Below are 15,920 nucleotides of genomic sequence, written 5' to 3'. Positions count from 1 at the left end.
TTAAAAACGCTGTTCCCATTTCCATGCATGCTCTATAATCGAAACTAAGTCAGTATAGCTTGGCTGCCAATCTAAAATGTTTTTAGCTAAGCTAGAATCCGCTACCAGAACAGCGGGATCTCCTACTCGGCGATCTCCCTCTACTACGGAAATTTTTTTTCCATCCTTAGCGACAATCGATTGGGCAGCATCAATAACTTGCTGAACAGAAAAACCATTACCGTTACCTAAATTATAAGCCCTAGCTCCTAGAGCTTGGTTCTTAGTTAGCGATTTTAACGCAAGCGCATGTGCTTCACATAAATCTTCAACATGAATATAATCACGAACACAAGTTCCATCTTCCGTAGGGTAATCGCGTCCAAAAACAGTGATATTCTCTCGTCGTCCAGAAGCGGCCTGTAGTATCAAAGGAATGAGGTGGGTTTCCGGATCATGGCATTCACCCAATTCACCCTCAGGATCAGCACCGCAGGCGTTAAAATATCGAAGAGAAACTGAGTTAAGCCCATAGGCCACAGCATAATCCCGTAACACCTGCTCAATTACTAATTTGCTTGCACCGTATGGATTAATTGGTTTTTGGGGGTGTGATTCATCTATCGGCGTATATTCCGGCTCACCAAAAGTCGCGGCAGTAGAGGAAAAGATAAAATATCTCACATTACAAGACACCATCTTATCCAATAAATTTAAAGTGTTAACAACGTTGTTACGATAATACATAGATGGATGAGTCACCGACTCACCAACCAAACTATTGGCAGCAAAATGCATGACAGCATCGAAGGAGTTTTCTTGAAACAAACTATCGAGTAAAGCTATATCGCCTAGATCCCCCACCACTAACCGGCCATAGCGTGCAAGCTCACGATAGCCGGTACTAAGATTATCTAAAACTACTACATAATGTCCGGACCGTACCAATTGCTTAACCATGTGAGAGCCAACGTAACCAGCGCCGCCTGCCACTAAGATATTCATATAAAGGCCTTTACAGATCTTTCTCGAAAAAATTGGAATGAGTCACAATGGGGGTAATGGCGTCAGAACCTATAAGCTTAGCAACTTTCAACCAACTGTATCCCCTCTACAGCCTAAGAAGAATGATCTACCACTCGACGCTTTCAAAACCGCCTCGCATATTTGAATAATCCATCAATAATCAAGTAAACCCAACGCTTTTTTATCTCTGCGATAGTTGCTCTTTAACTTATCCGACAAACCAACGCTGAATGGTTTTATAGGAGTTGGCTTTGTAATCTGAGGATTTCGCCCCGTCATATCCATGAATCGCCGAACCACATTCATTGGATAATGAAGTGCCATCTCGGAAACAATGCTATACGCCTCATCAGAAATCTTGGATCTTTTCAATCCAGGATTAACACTGGGAGGTTCAAACTCGATCTCTGCTCCACTAAGCATCTGTAAGTAGCGATTTTCATCCTTGAAAATATCTTCGAAAATCGTAACAACAGGCTCTTTTCCTATTGCTTCCTTAATATCTTTTATTAAAGGCAACCATGAAAACTCCCTGACATACATTTCATCAAAGTATTCGTTAATAGAAAGGTAGGGGTAATGACGTAAATATTCACAATACCGAGAAATCAAGTAATCTTCAGGATTTCGAATGGTCAAATACGGTTCAATTTCATCCGCACACACAAGCTTTGAAAATTGCTTCAGCCTACCTAAAGCATTTTTATATGCACTCTTACCTCTAGGTTTATCAGTACCACCAAGAATGTTTTCATCTGAAAGTAACACTACTTTCTTCCATGACAAAAACTCTTTAGCCTCTTGCGAAAGTTCTTTTCCGCCACTTAAAATGGATGTAAAATATTCTCTTGTTTTATCTAGATCAAGATAGGCAATACCCGCTTCTGCGAGTTTATGCTGACTATTAAAAAGTCTTGACTGGAAGTGAGTGGTCGCCGTTTTATGGACCCCCAGATGAAGACGTAGGGTATTCACTCTATTCATTTAATTTGACCTAAAAACTCTGCTCCGAAACGCTCTTCTAAGTATAAAAGTTGCACTTCAGACTCTTTTATCAACTCCTCTTTCACCCACACTGGGAGTTCTAGACTTTTAGTTTTGTGCACAGATTTATTTAGATCATGGTAGTCATTCTCAGAAAGACCAAGAAAGCTTTCAAGTCTATTCATGACATCCCTTGGTTTTTCTCTAATATCGCCATAAGGTATATAAATTATATCACCACCGAAAATCTCATCCCATATTGGCACGTTCTTTTTGTAATTTGCCCGATTTTTATAACGAACTGCTGAGAACGCTTTTCGCCACTCACTTTCCGTTTGCGGAGCAGTCTTCCAAGCCCTATTAATCACCATTTTAACTTGACTAGCAGCTCTTTCATAAGGGTCGCGAATTATCCAAGCAACTTTCAAATCCGGCAGGTAATCTCGTAACCACTGAACACCATCTCGATGCATGGCACAATACTCGGGAGTTACCTCGCACACCACGCGAGCAGCCCCCGCATCCTCATGGTCAAAGATAGCTTCATACCAAGAGCGCGTAAAAGGTTCAAGACAAGTAATTTTCTCAACGTATTCTTTTTGGCGTTCTGTTCTAGCGTTCTTTCGAATTCTCTCTAACGCATTACGCACATGCCCCGCACCCCAAACTTTTGTACCAGTACCCTCACCAAAATGGTAATCAAAGTAATGTATTTCTTTTATATCAGGCAACCAAACTTGGGGATGCTGCTTCAATCCTTCATAAAGCCAGCTCGTCCCAGCTTTTTGAGAGCCAATACAAATAAAATTAGGTTTAACTTTCTTCACCAGCTTTCCTTAAATTAACTTTCTGACAAAAAAATGAGTCAAACCATCAGCCAAAGAGTCTGTGTCAAAAAACTCTATAGGCCGACCACTATCGTCGAATTCATAGTGTGTTAATGGCTTTGATATTTTTTCTTGGTCAACCAAAGCAGCTACTCTTGTCTGGATAGCACATTCATCGGGTATCCAAGAATATTTAAAAAAATATAGATCTTCGTTGTCTACCAAAAGATTATAAGAAGAAAAACGAGTCAGGCACCACCACTGGCTCCCAAAATGGACATTCAGGTCACGAGGTGTTCTTTTTTTCAAGCCCACTTTTTTTTGACACTTATACATCCAGCGATGAAGCCTTGGATGCTTTCTTTTATCAAAAAGATGCACAAATAAATAACGATCCTCACGTATCCCCGCTTTTATCCAATCTTTGTCTTTACATTCAATAAATTCCATTCCTGCGTTACGCGTGAGGTACTCGCGCAAAGACACTAACGGTTTAGTTGGGTAACAGTACTCGCTTATCAAATAAAAATAGTCGCTCATGAAACCATTTTTAAATGCATAGCGGAGCGCGCGAAGAGGAGCCTCAACTAGACCCCACTGCCCCCATCCACATCGCACGCGGTTACGCATAACGTGACAACGAGGATGAGAGTCGAGCTGATAACAGATGGTTTGGAACACTTTAAGGGAGGCTTTCTTGTCAAAATGGACAATAAGTCTGCAAGTAGAGTCATTGTCAAGAATCAACCGCGCTCGATTAACTATTCGCTCCACACTATCATGGCAGAGCATGATGAATGTCACTGTTAACAGACCATCTTCAGCAACTAGTAACTGGCTATCAGCTACCATTTCGGGCTGTCTGCTCGCTTGGATTGGTAACATACGGAGTTTCTTCTGCCCCACTTGGCCAAAGCATTTCCGGACTGATTTGCAAACGTTTACCTTGTGTCAGACGCTTTTGTGATTGACACCAGCGCCTCCAACCTCGCAACAATTGATCAGATTGCAATATCTTTTGCAGCTTTTTAAAATTTTGCTTGTGACGGTAATATCCCTTTTCCTTTCGTTTGGGATGCCAAAGATGTACTAACGTGCAGCCTTTTCGTCTAGCTTGTTCACCATAAAGCGCAAAATAAGCACGAAAGCCTCGGTACTCGCTAATATTTCCGCTACCCATGTTTCGGCTGTATTCGGGAGGGCGTGTAGCGATTGGAAAACGTGTGCTCAAACGGTGTAATAGCTCGAAATCTTCGGCACCGTGACCGCTAAATCCTTGATCATGCCCTCCCATATCAAGCAAATCCCGCCGATTAAGAACCATGCAAGAGCTGCCTTGAACCAAAAAATTGATGCAATCGAAAGGCCAAGATTTTCTCGTTCGAAAACACCAAGCTTCTTGTTCTCGATTCAGCGAAGTCATGAAATCCTGCGTTCCCATTTCATTGAGAAACGCTACAGGAATACAAAAGAAATTTTCTGGCCGGTTTACTAAATCGACCTCTCGGATATACTTAAATATACGTTCGTATACGCTCGCGGCACCTATGAAATCGACATCATGAAAGATGACTACCGGAGCTTTCGCATACTTGGCCCCATGATTACGGGCACGAGCTAATGAAAACCTCCGGTGCCCAGTTCGTATACGACGTAGCTGCAAGGCCTGACGATAGTTTTTCCAGTCTGACAATCTAGACCACAAATAGCGACCAACCGCATGAGAGCTTCCATCATCGACTACGACGATTTCGTAAGATGATGGTATCGTCACCATCAAGCGCTCGAGGCGCTCAATCTCTCGTTGATTGGGCTCAAGCGCTCGTATAGGAAGGATTATAGATGCAATTGGGTTCTGTTCAATCACGATGATCCTTGATGATCAGAATTAACATATTGATGATCAAGGCGATGAACAGCGCAATGACGGCGAAAACGACGATGTTATAAAGGCGTTCCGGCTGTTCCGGGTATTGCGGCATCGTCGGTGACTGAAGCGTGGAAAGCTGCTTGAGCTTACGCGCCGCCTCGACCTGGGTACTTTGTAGTGCAGATAGCGCTCCGGAGTAACTCTCTTCGGCAAACTTGGCCTGCAATTGCAGGCGTTGGTACTCGGAAGATACCGAGTTCAACGCATTACCGGACTGGGCCGCCAGCCGCTGCTTCTCTTTCTCAATCTGATCTTCCAGCGCGTTGATCTGACTCTTGACTCGTACGACTTCCGGTGAATTGGAACTCTGGAAACTGCTTAGCGCCGTTTTTTGAGCCTTGAGACTGGCCAGTTGCCCCTCCAGCGTGGAGACGACCCCGCTCAGGCTTTCGACCGTACCGGTCGGCGATACCAATCCGTTCTCATTCTGGTAATCCACCAAAGCTTGGCGGGTCTTCTCAAAAGTCGTCTGGAGCTGATCGACCTGCTGCTGTAGGAACTTGACTTGTTCTTCTGCCAAACGCCGTCCCATATCGTTCATATGTTGTTCGCCACGTTCTAGCAGAAGGTTGGCGATTAGATGCGCTTCTTTCGGATTGAACGCCTCGACATCAATACGCAACACGCCAGCATATTCGTCGAGCTCCACCGAGACGCGCTTGAGATAATAATCGTGTAGCTCCTCCAACGGGGCGTTCTCATTGCTAAGCCGGGTGAAGAAGTCGCCGCCACCGTGCGCGTAGTGTCCACGAAAGTTGGCATTTTCTACTAGGTATTGCAACATGTCTACCGAACGCAGGTAATCCCTGAGTAGCAACATATCGGCATTGTTGGCGCCCCCTCCGCCGGAGAGCAGGTTGCTGAAGCTCAGCTCCGGGGAGGATAGCTGAGGGCTTTCTAACACCACATGCGCATGAGAAACATAGCGATCACTAGCCCAGACCGCCCAATAGAAACTCACAAGAAAAATAGTCACCAGACAAATGATCCAATGAAGATGACGTGTCAATTTTTGCTTGATTGAAGATTTCATCAAATTCGCTTCTTTAATTCCGATCTAAGGGCCGGCTTCCTTTAAGCAGACGCTTGCTTGTGCCGCCTTAACTCTTTAAACCGCTTTTTCGCCCGCTGATGCCTGCGACGTAGGCTCTGCTTTTCTTCCTGCAGATTGGTTGCCTCCGCCTCATCTGTAGTCGTCTCGAGCCGGTACTGCGCGATAATTTGCTGCTTATGGAGTTCGTTTATCTCCCGTTTCAGCAAGTTGAGCTGGGCTTTCAGGCTATCGACATCGAGCTGTTCGGCCGGAGTTTGTTCATCATCATCTTCATCCGCAACGTCGGTAATTAGTCCACTCGAGCGATGGTAAGCTTCGATCGCATCGTCGATGCGATCAAACCAATACGCCTTTCCTTCATGGATGAAAATACCAGCTTCACACATCTGTTTCAGAGTGCCTTCACCATGAGAAACCATGATCAGGCTGGCGTGGTCCACCCGTTGTTTGAAAGCTTCCCTAGCCTTGGCCTTGAAGGCTCGGTCACCAACGGCAGTTGCCTCATCCGAAATATAGATATCGAAGTCGAACGCAAGCGATAGGCCGAACGCCAAGCGGGCTCGCATACCGGAGGAATAAGTATTGACCGGATCGTCAAAGGCTTTACCGATCTCGGCGAAATCCTGGACCTCCTCGATCAACTGGTGAAGACTTTTCTTGATGCCATGCACTCGGGCGACGAACTTGACGTTCTGGCGCCCGGTCATGGTGCCCTTGAAGCCTCCCGCCAAGCCTATCGGCCAGGAGACACGCCCTTTACGGATCACCCTGCCACGATCTGGGGTATCCATCCCACCAATAAGGCGTAATAGGGTCGACTTCCCCGCGCCGTTACGGCCCACTACCCCGACGCTTACACCATTGGGAATGGTGAGGTTGATATCCTTCAATACCCAGTCGCCACCATGAGGCCCGTGGTAGCGCTTGTAAAGATTCTGGATTTCAATCATCAATCACCTTGCCTTTAAGCGTGACGCAAAGCGGACATGCATCACCAAACCGAGAGTAAGAGTAGACAGGGCCCAGAACCATAGATATGTCATGTCGATACCAGCAATCGAATGATAACTATCGAAGAAGCTTAACCGCATACTTTCGATGCCATGTACGATTGGGTTCCACAGCAGATACTGTTGATACTGTGCTGGCACGTAGGTGACCGGAAAGATAACGCCTGAAATGAGCAACAAGGGTAGAGTAATAATCTTGACCACTCGTCCGACCTCAGGGACGAGTCCCGAAGCTACTGAGAGCAGTACACCAAGTCCAACGCCCAGCATCCAAAGTGAGAGCCAATCCATCATCACGCCAAAGGCATGATCAGGTATCAAGTCAATTTTTAAAAGTGAGCCGATGAGTATAAAAAGCAGAAAGATAAAACTGCGGATCATCCCCTCCACAAAGCAGCGGATCAATACCGGATCGATTGGTAGTATTTGGCGGTAGGTAAAGAGGCCGCGGTTAGCTTCCACCGCGCTCATGGGGCGTAACATGGCCTCCCTAAAGAGGTAGAAGCCCATCAACCCGACGATCATCCAAGGGATGAACTCCGCCCCAGTGATGTTTCTACCGCCCCGTATGTAGGCTCGAATAAAGATCATCACCGCGATGGTGGCAATGGGTTCGAAGATCATCCAGAACCAGGCCATGCGATCCGCCATGGTTCTGGCAATCATCTCGCGCAGATACATTGCGGACCAGACATCCCAGGTGACGCGCATAGGGTGACGTGGAGAATCCGGAACTTGTTCCGTATTGGTTACCATTTAACGTTCCTGCGCCCGCCGACATGTTGTCGCACGGGCGATCATACAGTGCTTGAAGAGAGGTTTAGAGATCCAGTGCAACCTTGGTCGCCACGGCCACTTGATAGAGGATCTGCGTGATGCTGCTGGCCAGCTCGATATTGCTGGTCGGCGCAGCCGGCAGCACGAGAATTTCGTCGCCAGCGCGAACCTTGGTATCCCCCGCATGCACAACGGCACCGTTCTTGTGCACGACGAGCACCTGGTCGTCATCCGCGCGGGGCGTGAAGCCGCCGGCCTGCTGGATGTAATCCTCGGCGCTCATGCCCGGCGTGAAGACCATAGCCTGCGGAATCGTCACTTCGCCGCTCAGCAACACGGAATCAGAGCTTTCCGGAATGGTGACCACGTCGCCGTCCTGCAAGCGCACATCCGCGATGCTGTCGCCGCGGGCTACCACGAGACGCCCGGTGGGTTGAGTTTGGCGCGCCTTCTGCACGAATTGCTGAATCAGTTCGGCCTGGCGAACCTGGATCTCACCCTCTTTCGCAGTGCGGGAAGGATAACCCAGGTAGGTCTGCTCGAGCCGGTCCAGGCTTTCGTTGAGTGATTCCTTCTGCTGCTCGGCGACACTCTCGCGGCGAATGGAGACATCCCGATAGCTGGTCATGCTCTTGGGCACGCTGATCGCGTTGAGGAACTCGCCCAGGTGGGCGTCCCGAGGCAGCACGTAGCGTGAAGGGCCGTAGTAGCTGCCCTCGACCTGCACCACGATACTCTCGCTGCGCTGGTCAGCACTGAACAAGACCTCATCACCCCTCCGTACATTGGCGGTGCGGAACTCGTTGAGCGTGAGATAGCGCGCCAGCGGGCCATCCGGGCGGTCACCGCGCAGCAACACGTGGGTCACGCCGGAACGCAGGCGCGCCAGGTTGATCACGTCGGCACCGGTGAGGGTCTCCCCTGCCAGCTCGTAGCGAAACGGTCGTTCGACGTCGCCCACCACCGCCACGGCCGGGCCGCGCGCTTCGACCACGACAGTGTCGCCATCGCGAAACTGGATCTGCGGCATATTGCCGTTGATCAGGAAATCGTAGAGATCGATGGTATCGACGGTACGGCCACCGCGCTTGATCGCGATCTGGCGATAGCTGCCCAAAGCCTGGTCGATGCCACCAGCCTGGTCGAGGAAGTAGAGCATCGAATCGCTGGGTGTACCGGAGTAGCGGCCCGGATTCTTGACATAGCCGGTCACGAACACCCCCACCGGCTGAACGCCCTGCAGGTTGGTGTAGACCTCGACGTTTTCCGGGTAGACCGATTTGATCGCCGCGGTGACGCGGGAGTTGAGTCCACTGTTCGAGGTGCCCTGGACGTTGAGTGGCCCGATCCCCGGCAGGAAGATATTGCCCTGGGAATCCACCGTCAGCACGCTCTGCATCTCGGTGCCGCCCCAGACGCGCAGGTTGATCTGGTCACCCGGCTTGATGGTGTAGCCGGGGTTCAGGCCATCCGCCATTACGCCCCGGAACCCGCCGGTAAACAGGTTGGCGCCGAACGGCGGTAGCGTGTTGGGGTCGACCTTCTCCTGCCGACTCGGATCGACGGGACCGTAGTTGGAGCTACTCCAGTTGGCACGGGGTTGGTCGTCGACTGATTGCTGCTGGCCATTGGCCCCGGGGGCCTGGGAGGTCATCGACTGGGCCTGCTGATCCTGCGGCACGATACTGCCGGACCCGAAGGATTGCGCGTGCGCCAGACCGACGTTCAGGCACGCTACCGCCACCAGGCACCCGGCCCGGAAAAACGATGCTGCATGTTTCATGCAAGACTTCCTGTTGTGTTCACACGGCTCGAGGCCTGCTTTCAAACGCTTCGAAGCACGATCAGGCGGTCCGACAAACAACCCGGCTGATCGAAAAACGATACACGCGGAGGCAGGCACCAAAGCAGGGAATTTTTGTTACCGAGTGCTGGGGCCTGTCAACACCTGCGTGACCAGACGCTGGGCGTACCAGCCGTTGTCCTTCACGAGACACGCCACTTGCGCCCGCTGGGCAGTCTGGGGCGCGCCCTGCCTGGCAACGTCCAGATGCGCGCAGAGTCGGCCGCTGGCGGCAAAGTAGCGCTCCTGGACGATAACGGAGACATTGGAGCCCCACGGGCTCTTGGGAAAGGCAGAGATGCTGCCTGGCGTGGCGTTGTCGAGAAAACTGGAGATCTCGGGGCTCAGGGCTGCGGCGCCCTGCATGGTGCCGACATTGTTGCCACCGTAGTGGCCCTGCGATGCGCAGCCCGAAACAGCACCGAGTAACGCAGCGACTAAGACAACGCCTCGCGCCATAGCCCAGCCACGCTTCAGATAATGCTTCTGTACTTTTGACATACCTAAAACTCGAATGAAATAACAGTGGGAATCAAACCATGTAAAGCTAATGGCCCCGCCAAGACGGCATCAACAGCGCTGGCACCGGCACACCTGCACCCCCCCACGATACCAGAGAGGATCAGCTAAACTAAGCGTATCAGCTAGCATCTTTCAGTACCGGAAACGCGCCCTCCGCAAGCCGTTGTCCTCGGTGAACGACTAGCCATGGCTTGCATCAACCGTACTTTTTACACCCAGAGAGGCGCAGACATCTCTTTTTAGTCTCTTGAGCTCGTCTGAGCGATACACAAGGTAGGGACCCTCTCTATCTCTCATATATGTCGCCAATAGTTCTTTGTCCGCTTGAAGTTCATCCAGCTGCTCTAGCTGAGACCCCATACCCATGGGCGTTAGCTGCAGCTTGTCAACCGCATTGTCGTCCTCCACCAAATGTATGATGATCGTTTCTTGGTCATGTTTCAAAAACTCTAATTTGGGAACGTCTCCAAACCCCATACTGACAACGATCCCGTTCCCCGAATAACATCTTTTTTGAATCTGCACTAATTGAAGCAGGTAAAAATGCGCATCGAAAGTGGAATACCTTTTTAAGGTCACCGGAAAAGGCCGCCATAATCCGGAAAACCCAAGCTCATCAACAAGCATATCGTGGCAACTCTTCGCAGCATCCTCGTTATCGGATATCAATATAATATTGCCATTGACGGGAATAGCCGACTCTACACCGCTATTTGGCTCCCGGCATCCGACGATACTTAAAGAGGGCAACGACCTGGCTACAGCTTTCTTATTCAAGCTTTGAAGGGAAAACTGCCAAGAGTGATTATTGTTTGACCATTGATTCAGCACGCTGCTAAAAAAGTCAGCAGACCCTACTAGCAGCTGACAATAGCGCTGATGAAGTTGGTGGTATGACTGACTCACTACACGAAGATTATGGGAGTCTACATCCGCAAATTCCCTGCAAGCACTTTCATCTAGAAGAAAAACATTAACGTTAGACTTCCACTTCAATACTTCCAAGAAACGTTGAGCATTGCTACCGAGAGAAAATGCAATCGTCTTACCTTGGTAAAAATGTGAAACATTACCTAACACCTGGTGCCAAGTATGCTGTGCAAGCCTTACTGCATCTTGACTCAACCCTATGAAATTTTGTCTTTCAAACTCCGAGAACACCTCTCTTCCACCGAACAAGTCGGCATAGACTACGGTTTCATCAAAGGCATCTAAAGCATGCAGCACTGACTGACGCTCAAAATCATCCCCACCGACAACCACGACCATTTCATTGGGAATAGATTTTACGAAATCATATTTATTTTCTTGCTGATGAATAAGACTGTGCCATTGGTTATCCAAACAGCTGTTACGCAACATTAGATCGGACTTAATATTATCAAGATGTCGCTGCCCCTCGACTTTGATATAACCCTCATATTCTTCGACGCTCATTGCAGCTATCTTACTCAGCTCGCCACGCAACGAACCCGCAGAATGTGAAACTTTCCGAACGAAAAACTTGTCTTCAGCCAAGAGCTTCGACAATGCATCATCATAGTAGACTTTAGGCACGCCCAGCTCATTAAAACGATAGCGAGTTATAAGCTCGTCAGATATTTCACTGGCCGGAACAGTATTGGCGACAAGTGTTTGGAAAAACAACTCGTCCGGAACCCATGTTTTTTTATAAAAGCTCTCCAACTCTTTATGGTCGTCAACCATTGATGCAATGGATATGATTGTACTGCGGCGAAGACACCACCACTGAGACCCCATATGGGCCCGGTGACCCAATGGCAAGGTTCTTTTAACACCGATTTTATTCTGCACTTTCAGCGAAAAATCAAAAAGGGACCGTTGATATCGCCAGTTAAAAAAGTGGTACTGTTGCCAGCGTTCTTTTTGAATACCCGCCGTAATCCAGCGAAATTTTTCTGCATCAACCGCCTCAATATAATCTTTGCCTTTTGTTAAAAGATACTTTTCCAGCAGCTTAATGGGTTTGACTGGCATGCATGAACCAGATAGCAAAGCAAAATAATCGCTATCAAGATCATATTTCTTTATTAAATTGATGCAGTTAAGTGTCGCCCTTACGATTGACCACTCACCCCAAACCACATTTACCGACTCGGCAAGATATAGCTTACCCGGCAAATTCTGGAGCTCCCATTCTGCAGAGGAAGCTTCAATATCACCTTTCGTTCCGGCATCATGATGAAGATATACATCGCTACCCGCGCTCAACAGGGAAACTATTAGAGGGCGCAATTTTTCAGGAGACTCATGCGCTAACACAATGAATGAAATTTTCATCGGTTACCACCCCCCCAAATTTGCCAACCCACGTCTCACGATGTCTTTCCAGCCTGTGTATTTGACAGATACACCCTCTTCATAAAGAAGCTCTTTTTTATCTATGACAGCACCATACTGTTTATATTCTGCCGAGTTGTTATAATGTTGTTTCGCGAGCAATTCATGTTTGACTTTATCATTCAGCTGCCCAATAAACTTGAAATGCAACAGAGCCCCTGTAGTTTTCTTTTCATCCACGCATCTATTCAATCGTCGAGGCAGCATCATGTGCATAGAAGAAACGTACACGTAATTCCAAGCCCATTTCACCAAAGGCACTTTATTAAGAGCCGGAGCCGCCTCCGGGTGATCTTTAGCAAAAACTCTACGCCGCACACCACCTTGCACGAACAGATTTCGATAACTGTGGTTATACTGTTTTGAATACCCAACGCTATCGTAGAAAGGGCAAGTCAATAATGGGTCACTTCCTGCTGCATAGTGAGACTCGCTCACTGGCTTACTGCTATACATATCCAGCATGACAGTAAAAAATGAGTCTTGATCCAGACTATCAAGATGACTGGTCAAATCTTGCAACGAGCGAGTATCCATATACGGATAAACAAGAAACTCATCCGGATCACATGTCAGGCACCAGTGTCCTCTACCATATTTAAATAAAAGGTAGTTCAGCCAATGCATTCCGAAGTTAGAGTCTTTGTAACTATCCTCGGTATAGAAACTAGTTACATCTTCTTGCTTAGCCAAGAACTCTGCCGTACCGTCATCGGAACCATTATCCACCACAAAAAAATGCTTGACACCCAGTTCGCGATAATATTTAAAAAAATACTCAAGACGATGCACTTCATTTTTCATTGTGACAAATAAAAGCACATCGTTCGATGAAATCCGTGCGGCGTTGTCAGTCTTCTTCCTCATCGCCTTACCGAATCGATAGGCATCAAACATGATGGGCAATAATTCTGAAAGCCACCTCTTTTGATGCTTCAAAAACTTGATCACTTAACCTCCTTATCGCCATCGAGCATCAAATGAACCGTTACCGCAGAAGACAGGCTTTAGCAACAAGCCGCATCTCGACTGCAGCCCCCTTGCTCAAACTTTGGGGAGCTAGTTAGGGCCTCTTTACTCCGAGGCCCCTTCTTGGCGTAAGCGTTCAGGAAATAACATTCAGCCGCTTCAGGTGGCTGATCAGCGTTTTCGCGACCTCTTCGATGGAGAGCTCGCCCGCATCGATGACGATATCCGGGTTCTTCGGCGCTTCATAGGGAGAGCTGATGCCAGTGAAGTCGTCGATCTCGCCGGCCCGCGCTTTTCGATAGAGCCCCTTGGGGTCACGCCCCTCGCACACATCCAGCGAGGTATTGACGAAGACTTCGATGAACTCATCACTATCGACCATATCGCGTACCAGGTCACGGTCGCGCTGGAACGGCGAGATGAACGAGACCAGAGAGATCATGCCGGCATCGACCATCAGCTTGGCCACCTCGCCCACGCGGCGAATGTTCTCCTGACGGTGATCGTCACTGAAGCCCAGGTCGCCGCACAGCCCATGGCGAACATTGTCGCCATCCAGCAGATAGGTGCTGTAGCCCATGCCGAACAGTTGGCGCTCGAGCGCGTTGGCGGAAGTCGATTTCCCCGCGCCGGAGAGCCCGGTGAACCAGATGATGCACGGCTTCTGGTGGTTGCGCTCGGCCCGGCGCTGCTTGGTCACCGCCATGTCGTGCCAGACGATGTTGCTGGCGCTTAACGTGTCGACCACCATGCCGGCACCGACCGTCACGTTGGTCATGCGGTCGATGATGATGAAGTTGCCGGAGTGCGGCGAGCGCACGTAGGGGTCCAGCGCCAGCGGCTGCTTGACCTCGATCTGGCAGCGCGCAATACCGTTGAGCGGAAGATTCTCGGCCTGATGCCGTTCCAGCGTATTGACGTCGGTCTGGTGGATGATCCGTGCCACGCGACCGCTGACGACGCTGGTGCCCGCCTTGAGCTCGTACTCGCGCCCGACTTCCAGCGGCGTATCGTGCATCCAGACGATGTCCGCCGTGAACGCCGTGGTCGGCTCCAGCTTGCTATCCGCTGTCACCAGCATGTCGCCACGGGAGATATCGATTTCGTCTTTCAGGGTGACGGTGATCGCCTGGCCGGGGTAAGCGGCTTCCAGTTCGCCATCGTAGGTGATCAGGCTCTCCACGCTGGAACTCTTGCCGGAGCCGAGCACGCGAATGACATCGCCCGGGCGGAGAATGCCGGCGGCCAGCGTGCCGCAGTAGCCACGGAAGTTGAGGTTGGGCCGGTTGACGTACTGCACCGGAAAGCGCAGATCCTCGAGGTTGCTGTCGTGCTTGACGTCGACACGCTCCAGCAGCGGCAGCAGCGCCTCGCCACCGCTCTTCGCATACCAGCTCATGTTCTCGCTGGGATTGACGACGTTGTCGCCCTCCAGCGCCGAGATGGGGACGAAGTGCAGGTTGGCATCGTTGAGATTGGTCGAGAACCGCTGATAGTCGGCGACGATCTCGTCATAGCGCGTCTGAGAGTAGTCGACCAGGTCCATCTTGTTGATGGCGACGATCAGGTGGCGGATGCCCAGCAGCGAACAGATATAGCTGTGGCGCCGGGTCTGGGTCTGTATGCCGTAACGCGCATCGATCAGGATGATCGCCAGGCTCGCGGTGGAGGCACCGGTGGCCATGTTGCGGGTGTACTGCTCGTGGCCCGGGGTATCGGCGATGATGAACTTGCGCTTGTCGGTAGAGAAGAAACGGTAGGCGACATCGATGGTGATGCCCTGCTCCCGCTCCGACTGCAGGCCATCCACCAACAGTGCCAGATCGACCTTGTCGCCGGTCGTCCCGCTGGTCTTCGACGCCTGGGTGATCGCCGCCAGTTGGTCTTCGTAGATCATCTTGGAGTCGTGCAGCAACCGCCCGATCAGGGTCGACTTGCCGTCGTCGACGCTGCCGCAGGTGATGAAGCGCAGCAGGTCTTTCTGCTCGTGCTCTTTCAGATACTCGCTGATGTTGTCGGCGATCAGATTCGATGTGTGTGACATTGGGCAAACCCCGCTAGCTGTAAGCTGTAAGCTGTAAGCTGTAAGTTCCCCCACAGCCCGCCGCTTCCAGCTCTAGATTCATTCGTTATCCAGAGTGACTATCAACCCATTGAGCATCGAAGATATCTCTCGGGTTTCCTGTAACCATCGCTGGCCTTGCTGATGTTCGATATAGCCGATTTCCATGCCGATATAGACCTGAGTACGCAACTCGGCACAAGAACCTCTGGCAACGACCAGGAAGTGACGTTTGTCCTTGCTCGTATACCGGCTCATGCCCTCGGCAATGTTGCTAGGAATGGAAAGTCCTGAACGTGTGACCTGGTCTCGAAAGCCAAAATCACGCAGGGCGGAAAAGCTCTTATAGAGCTCAGCTGACAAGCGTGCCGAGCGTTTCCAAACCTGCAATCTCTCAAAATTCATGCTTCCACTCCCAGCCGTAAGCTAACGAACAAGCGCTTTTACCTGCAGAATCAAAAGGTTTTGGCTTTTGATTTTTCTTACAGCTTAAAGCTTACGGCTTCCAGCTTTCCGGCCCGCTAGAAGTACCCCTCCCGCTTCTTCTTCTCCATCGAGCCCACCTGGTCCCGGTCG

The 15,920-nt window shown here is 50.0% G+C and carries 14 protein-coding genes; all 14 read right to left on the bottom strand.

The window, feature by feature from the left end; genetic code table 11:
• Positions 1 to 984 carry a UDP-glucose 4-epimerase GalE gene (gene galE, locus DOM56_RS17185; protein ID WP_110710262.1) on the bottom strand — a complete coding sequence of 328 codons (984 nt, stop codon included), beginning with the start codon at positions 982 to 984 and terminating at the stop codon, positions 1 to 3.
• Between the two features lie 174 nt (positions 985 to 1,158).
• Positions 1,159 to 1,989 carry a hypothetical protein gene (locus tag DOM56_RS19775; RefSeq protein ID WP_157958267.1) on the bottom strand — a complete coding sequence of 277 codons (831 nt, stop codon included), beginning with the start codon at positions 1,987 to 1,989 and terminating at the stop codon, positions 1,159 to 1,161.
• Positions 1,986 to 2,816 (bottom strand): sulfotransferase, encoded by an 831-nt coding sequence (locus DOM56_RS17180; RefSeq protein WP_157958266.1) that lies wholly within the window; start codon positions 2,814 to 2,816, stop codon positions 1,986 to 1,988. Before DOM56_RS17180 ends, DOM56_RS19775 begins: the two co-directional genes overlap by 4 nt.
• A gap of 9 nt (positions 2,817 to 2,825) precedes the next feature.
• Complete coding sequence (locus tag DOM56_RS17175; protein ID WP_110710260.1) at positions 2,826 to 3,701, bottom strand: beta-1,6-N-acetylglucosaminyltransferase; 876 nt, start codon at positions 3,699 to 3,701, stop codon at positions 2,826 to 2,828.
• Positions 3,658 to 4,683 (bottom strand): glycosyltransferase, encoded by a 1,026-nt coding sequence (locus DOM56_RS17170; RefSeq protein ID WP_157958264.1) that lies wholly within the window; start codon positions 4,681 to 4,683, stop codon positions 3,658 to 3,660. Before DOM56_RS17170 ends, DOM56_RS17175 begins: the two co-directional genes overlap by 44 nt.
• Positions 4,676 to 5,779, bottom strand: coding sequence for a chain-length determining protein (locus DOM56_RS17165; protein WP_110710258.1), 1,104 nt, complete (start codon positions 5,777 to 5,779; stop codon positions 4,676 to 4,678). Before DOM56_RS17165 ends, DOM56_RS17170 begins: the two co-directional genes overlap by 8 nt.
• A gap of 41 nt (positions 5,780 to 5,820) precedes the next feature.
• A complete protein-coding gene (locus DOM56_RS17160; protein WP_110710374.1) occupies positions 5,821 to 6,750 on the bottom strand; it encodes an ABC transporter ATP-binding protein in 930 nt (309 codons plus the stop codon).
• Positions 6,751 to 6,753: 3 nt separating this feature from the next.
• Positions 6,754 to 7,566 (bottom strand): ABC transporter permease, encoded by an 813-nt coding sequence (locus DOM56_RS17155; protein ID WP_198655824.1) that lies wholly within the window; start codon positions 7,564 to 7,566, stop codon positions 6,754 to 6,756.
• A 64-nt stretch (positions 7,567 to 7,630) separates the two neighbouring features.
• Entirely contained in the window at positions 7,631 to 9,370 is a 1,740-nt protein-coding gene (locus DOM56_RS17150) for a polysaccharide biosynthesis/export family protein (protein ID WP_110710257.1), read from the bottom strand.
• A gap of 138 nt (positions 9,371 to 9,508) precedes the next feature.
• Positions 9,509 to 9,931, bottom strand: a complete 423-nt coding sequence (locus DOM56_RS17145; protein ID WP_110710256.1) for a DVU3141 family protein — start codon at positions 9,929 to 9,931, stop codon at positions 9,509 to 9,511.
• 201 nt (positions 9,932 to 10,132) lie between these two features.
• Entirely contained in the window at positions 10,133 to 12,253 is a 2,121-nt protein-coding gene (locus DOM56_RS17140; RefSeq protein WP_110710255.1) for a beta-1,6-N-acetylglucosaminyltransferase, read from the bottom strand.
• A 3-nt stretch (positions 12,254 to 12,256) separates the two neighbouring features.
• Positions 12,257 to 13,264: a glycosyltransferase family 2 protein gene (locus DOM56_RS17135; RefSeq protein ID WP_110710254.1), complete on the bottom strand. Its 1,008-nt coding sequence runs from the start codon at positions 13,262 to 13,264 to the stop codon at positions 12,257 to 12,259.
• A gap of 154 nt (positions 13,265 to 13,418) precedes the next feature.
• Complete coding sequence (gene cysN / locus DOM56_RS17130; protein WP_110710253.1) at positions 13,419 to 15,326, bottom strand: sulfate adenylyltransferase subunit CysN; 1,908 nt, start codon at positions 15,324 to 15,326, stop codon at positions 13,419 to 13,421.
• A 78-nt stretch (positions 15,327 to 15,404) separates the two neighbouring features.
• On the bottom strand, positions 15,405 to 15,749 hold the full coding sequence (locus DOM56_RS17125) for a four helix bundle protein (protein WP_110710252.1): 345 nt from the start codon (positions 15,747 to 15,749) through the stop codon (positions 15,405 to 15,407).
• Between the last annotated feature and the right edge of the window lie 171 nt (positions 15,750 to 15,920).

This window comes from Salinicola sp. CR57, assembly GCF_003206585.1.
GTDB lineage: Bacteria > Pseudomonadota > Gammaproteobacteria > Pseudomonadales > Halomonadaceae > Salinicola > Salinicola lusitanus.
Note: the sequence above shows the minus strand (reverse complement) of the source record. Positions and strands in the feature narration are given on the sequence as shown.

What these genes read in the sequence shown, in the direction of transcription:
- galE (WP_110710262.1), bottom strand. Translation starts at nt 984, where the DNA reads ATGAATATCTTAGTGGCAGGCGGCGCTGGTTACGTTGGCTCTCACATG.
- DOM56_RS17175 (WP_110710260.1), bottom strand. Translation starts at nt 3,701, where the DNA reads ATGTTACCAATCCAAGCGAGCAGACAGCCCGAAATGGTAGCTGATAGC.
- DOM56_RS17155 (WP_198655824.1), bottom strand. Translation starts at nt 7,566, where the DNA reads ATGGTAACCAATACGGAACAAGTTCCGGATTCTCCACGTCACCCTATG.
- DOM56_RS19775 (WP_157958267.1), bottom strand. Translation starts at nt 1,989, where the DNA reads ATGAATAGAGTGAATACCCTACGTCTTCATCTGGGGGTCCATAAAACG.
- cysN (WP_110710253.1), bottom strand. Translation starts at nt 15,326, where the DNA reads ATGTCACACACATCGAATCTGATCGCCGACAACATCAGCGAGTATCTG.
- DOM56_RS17165 (WP_110710258.1), bottom strand. Translation starts at nt 5,779, where the DNA reads ATGAAATCTTCAATCAAGCAAAAATTGACACGTCATCTTCATTGGATC.
- DOM56_RS17125 (WP_110710252.1), bottom strand. Translation starts at nt 15,749, where the DNA reads ATGAATTTTGAGAGATTGCAGGTTTGGAAACGCTCGGCACGCTTGTCA.
- DOM56_RS17140 (WP_110710255.1), bottom strand. Translation starts at nt 12,253, where the DNA reads ATGAAAATTTCATTCATTGTGTTAGCGCATGAGTCTCCTGAAAAATTG.
- DOM56_RS17145 (WP_110710256.1), bottom strand. Translation starts at nt 9,931, where the DNA reads ATGTCAAAAGTACAGAAGCATTATCTGAAGCGTGGCTGGGCTATGGCG.
- DOM56_RS17150 (WP_110710257.1), bottom strand. Translation starts at nt 9,370, where the DNA reads ATGAAACATGCAGCATCGTTTTTCCGGGCCGGGTGCCTGGTGGCGGTA.
- DOM56_RS17160 (WP_110710374.1), bottom strand. Translation starts at nt 6,750, where the DNA reads ATGATTGAAATCCAGAATCTTTACAAGCGCTACCACGGGCCTCATGGT.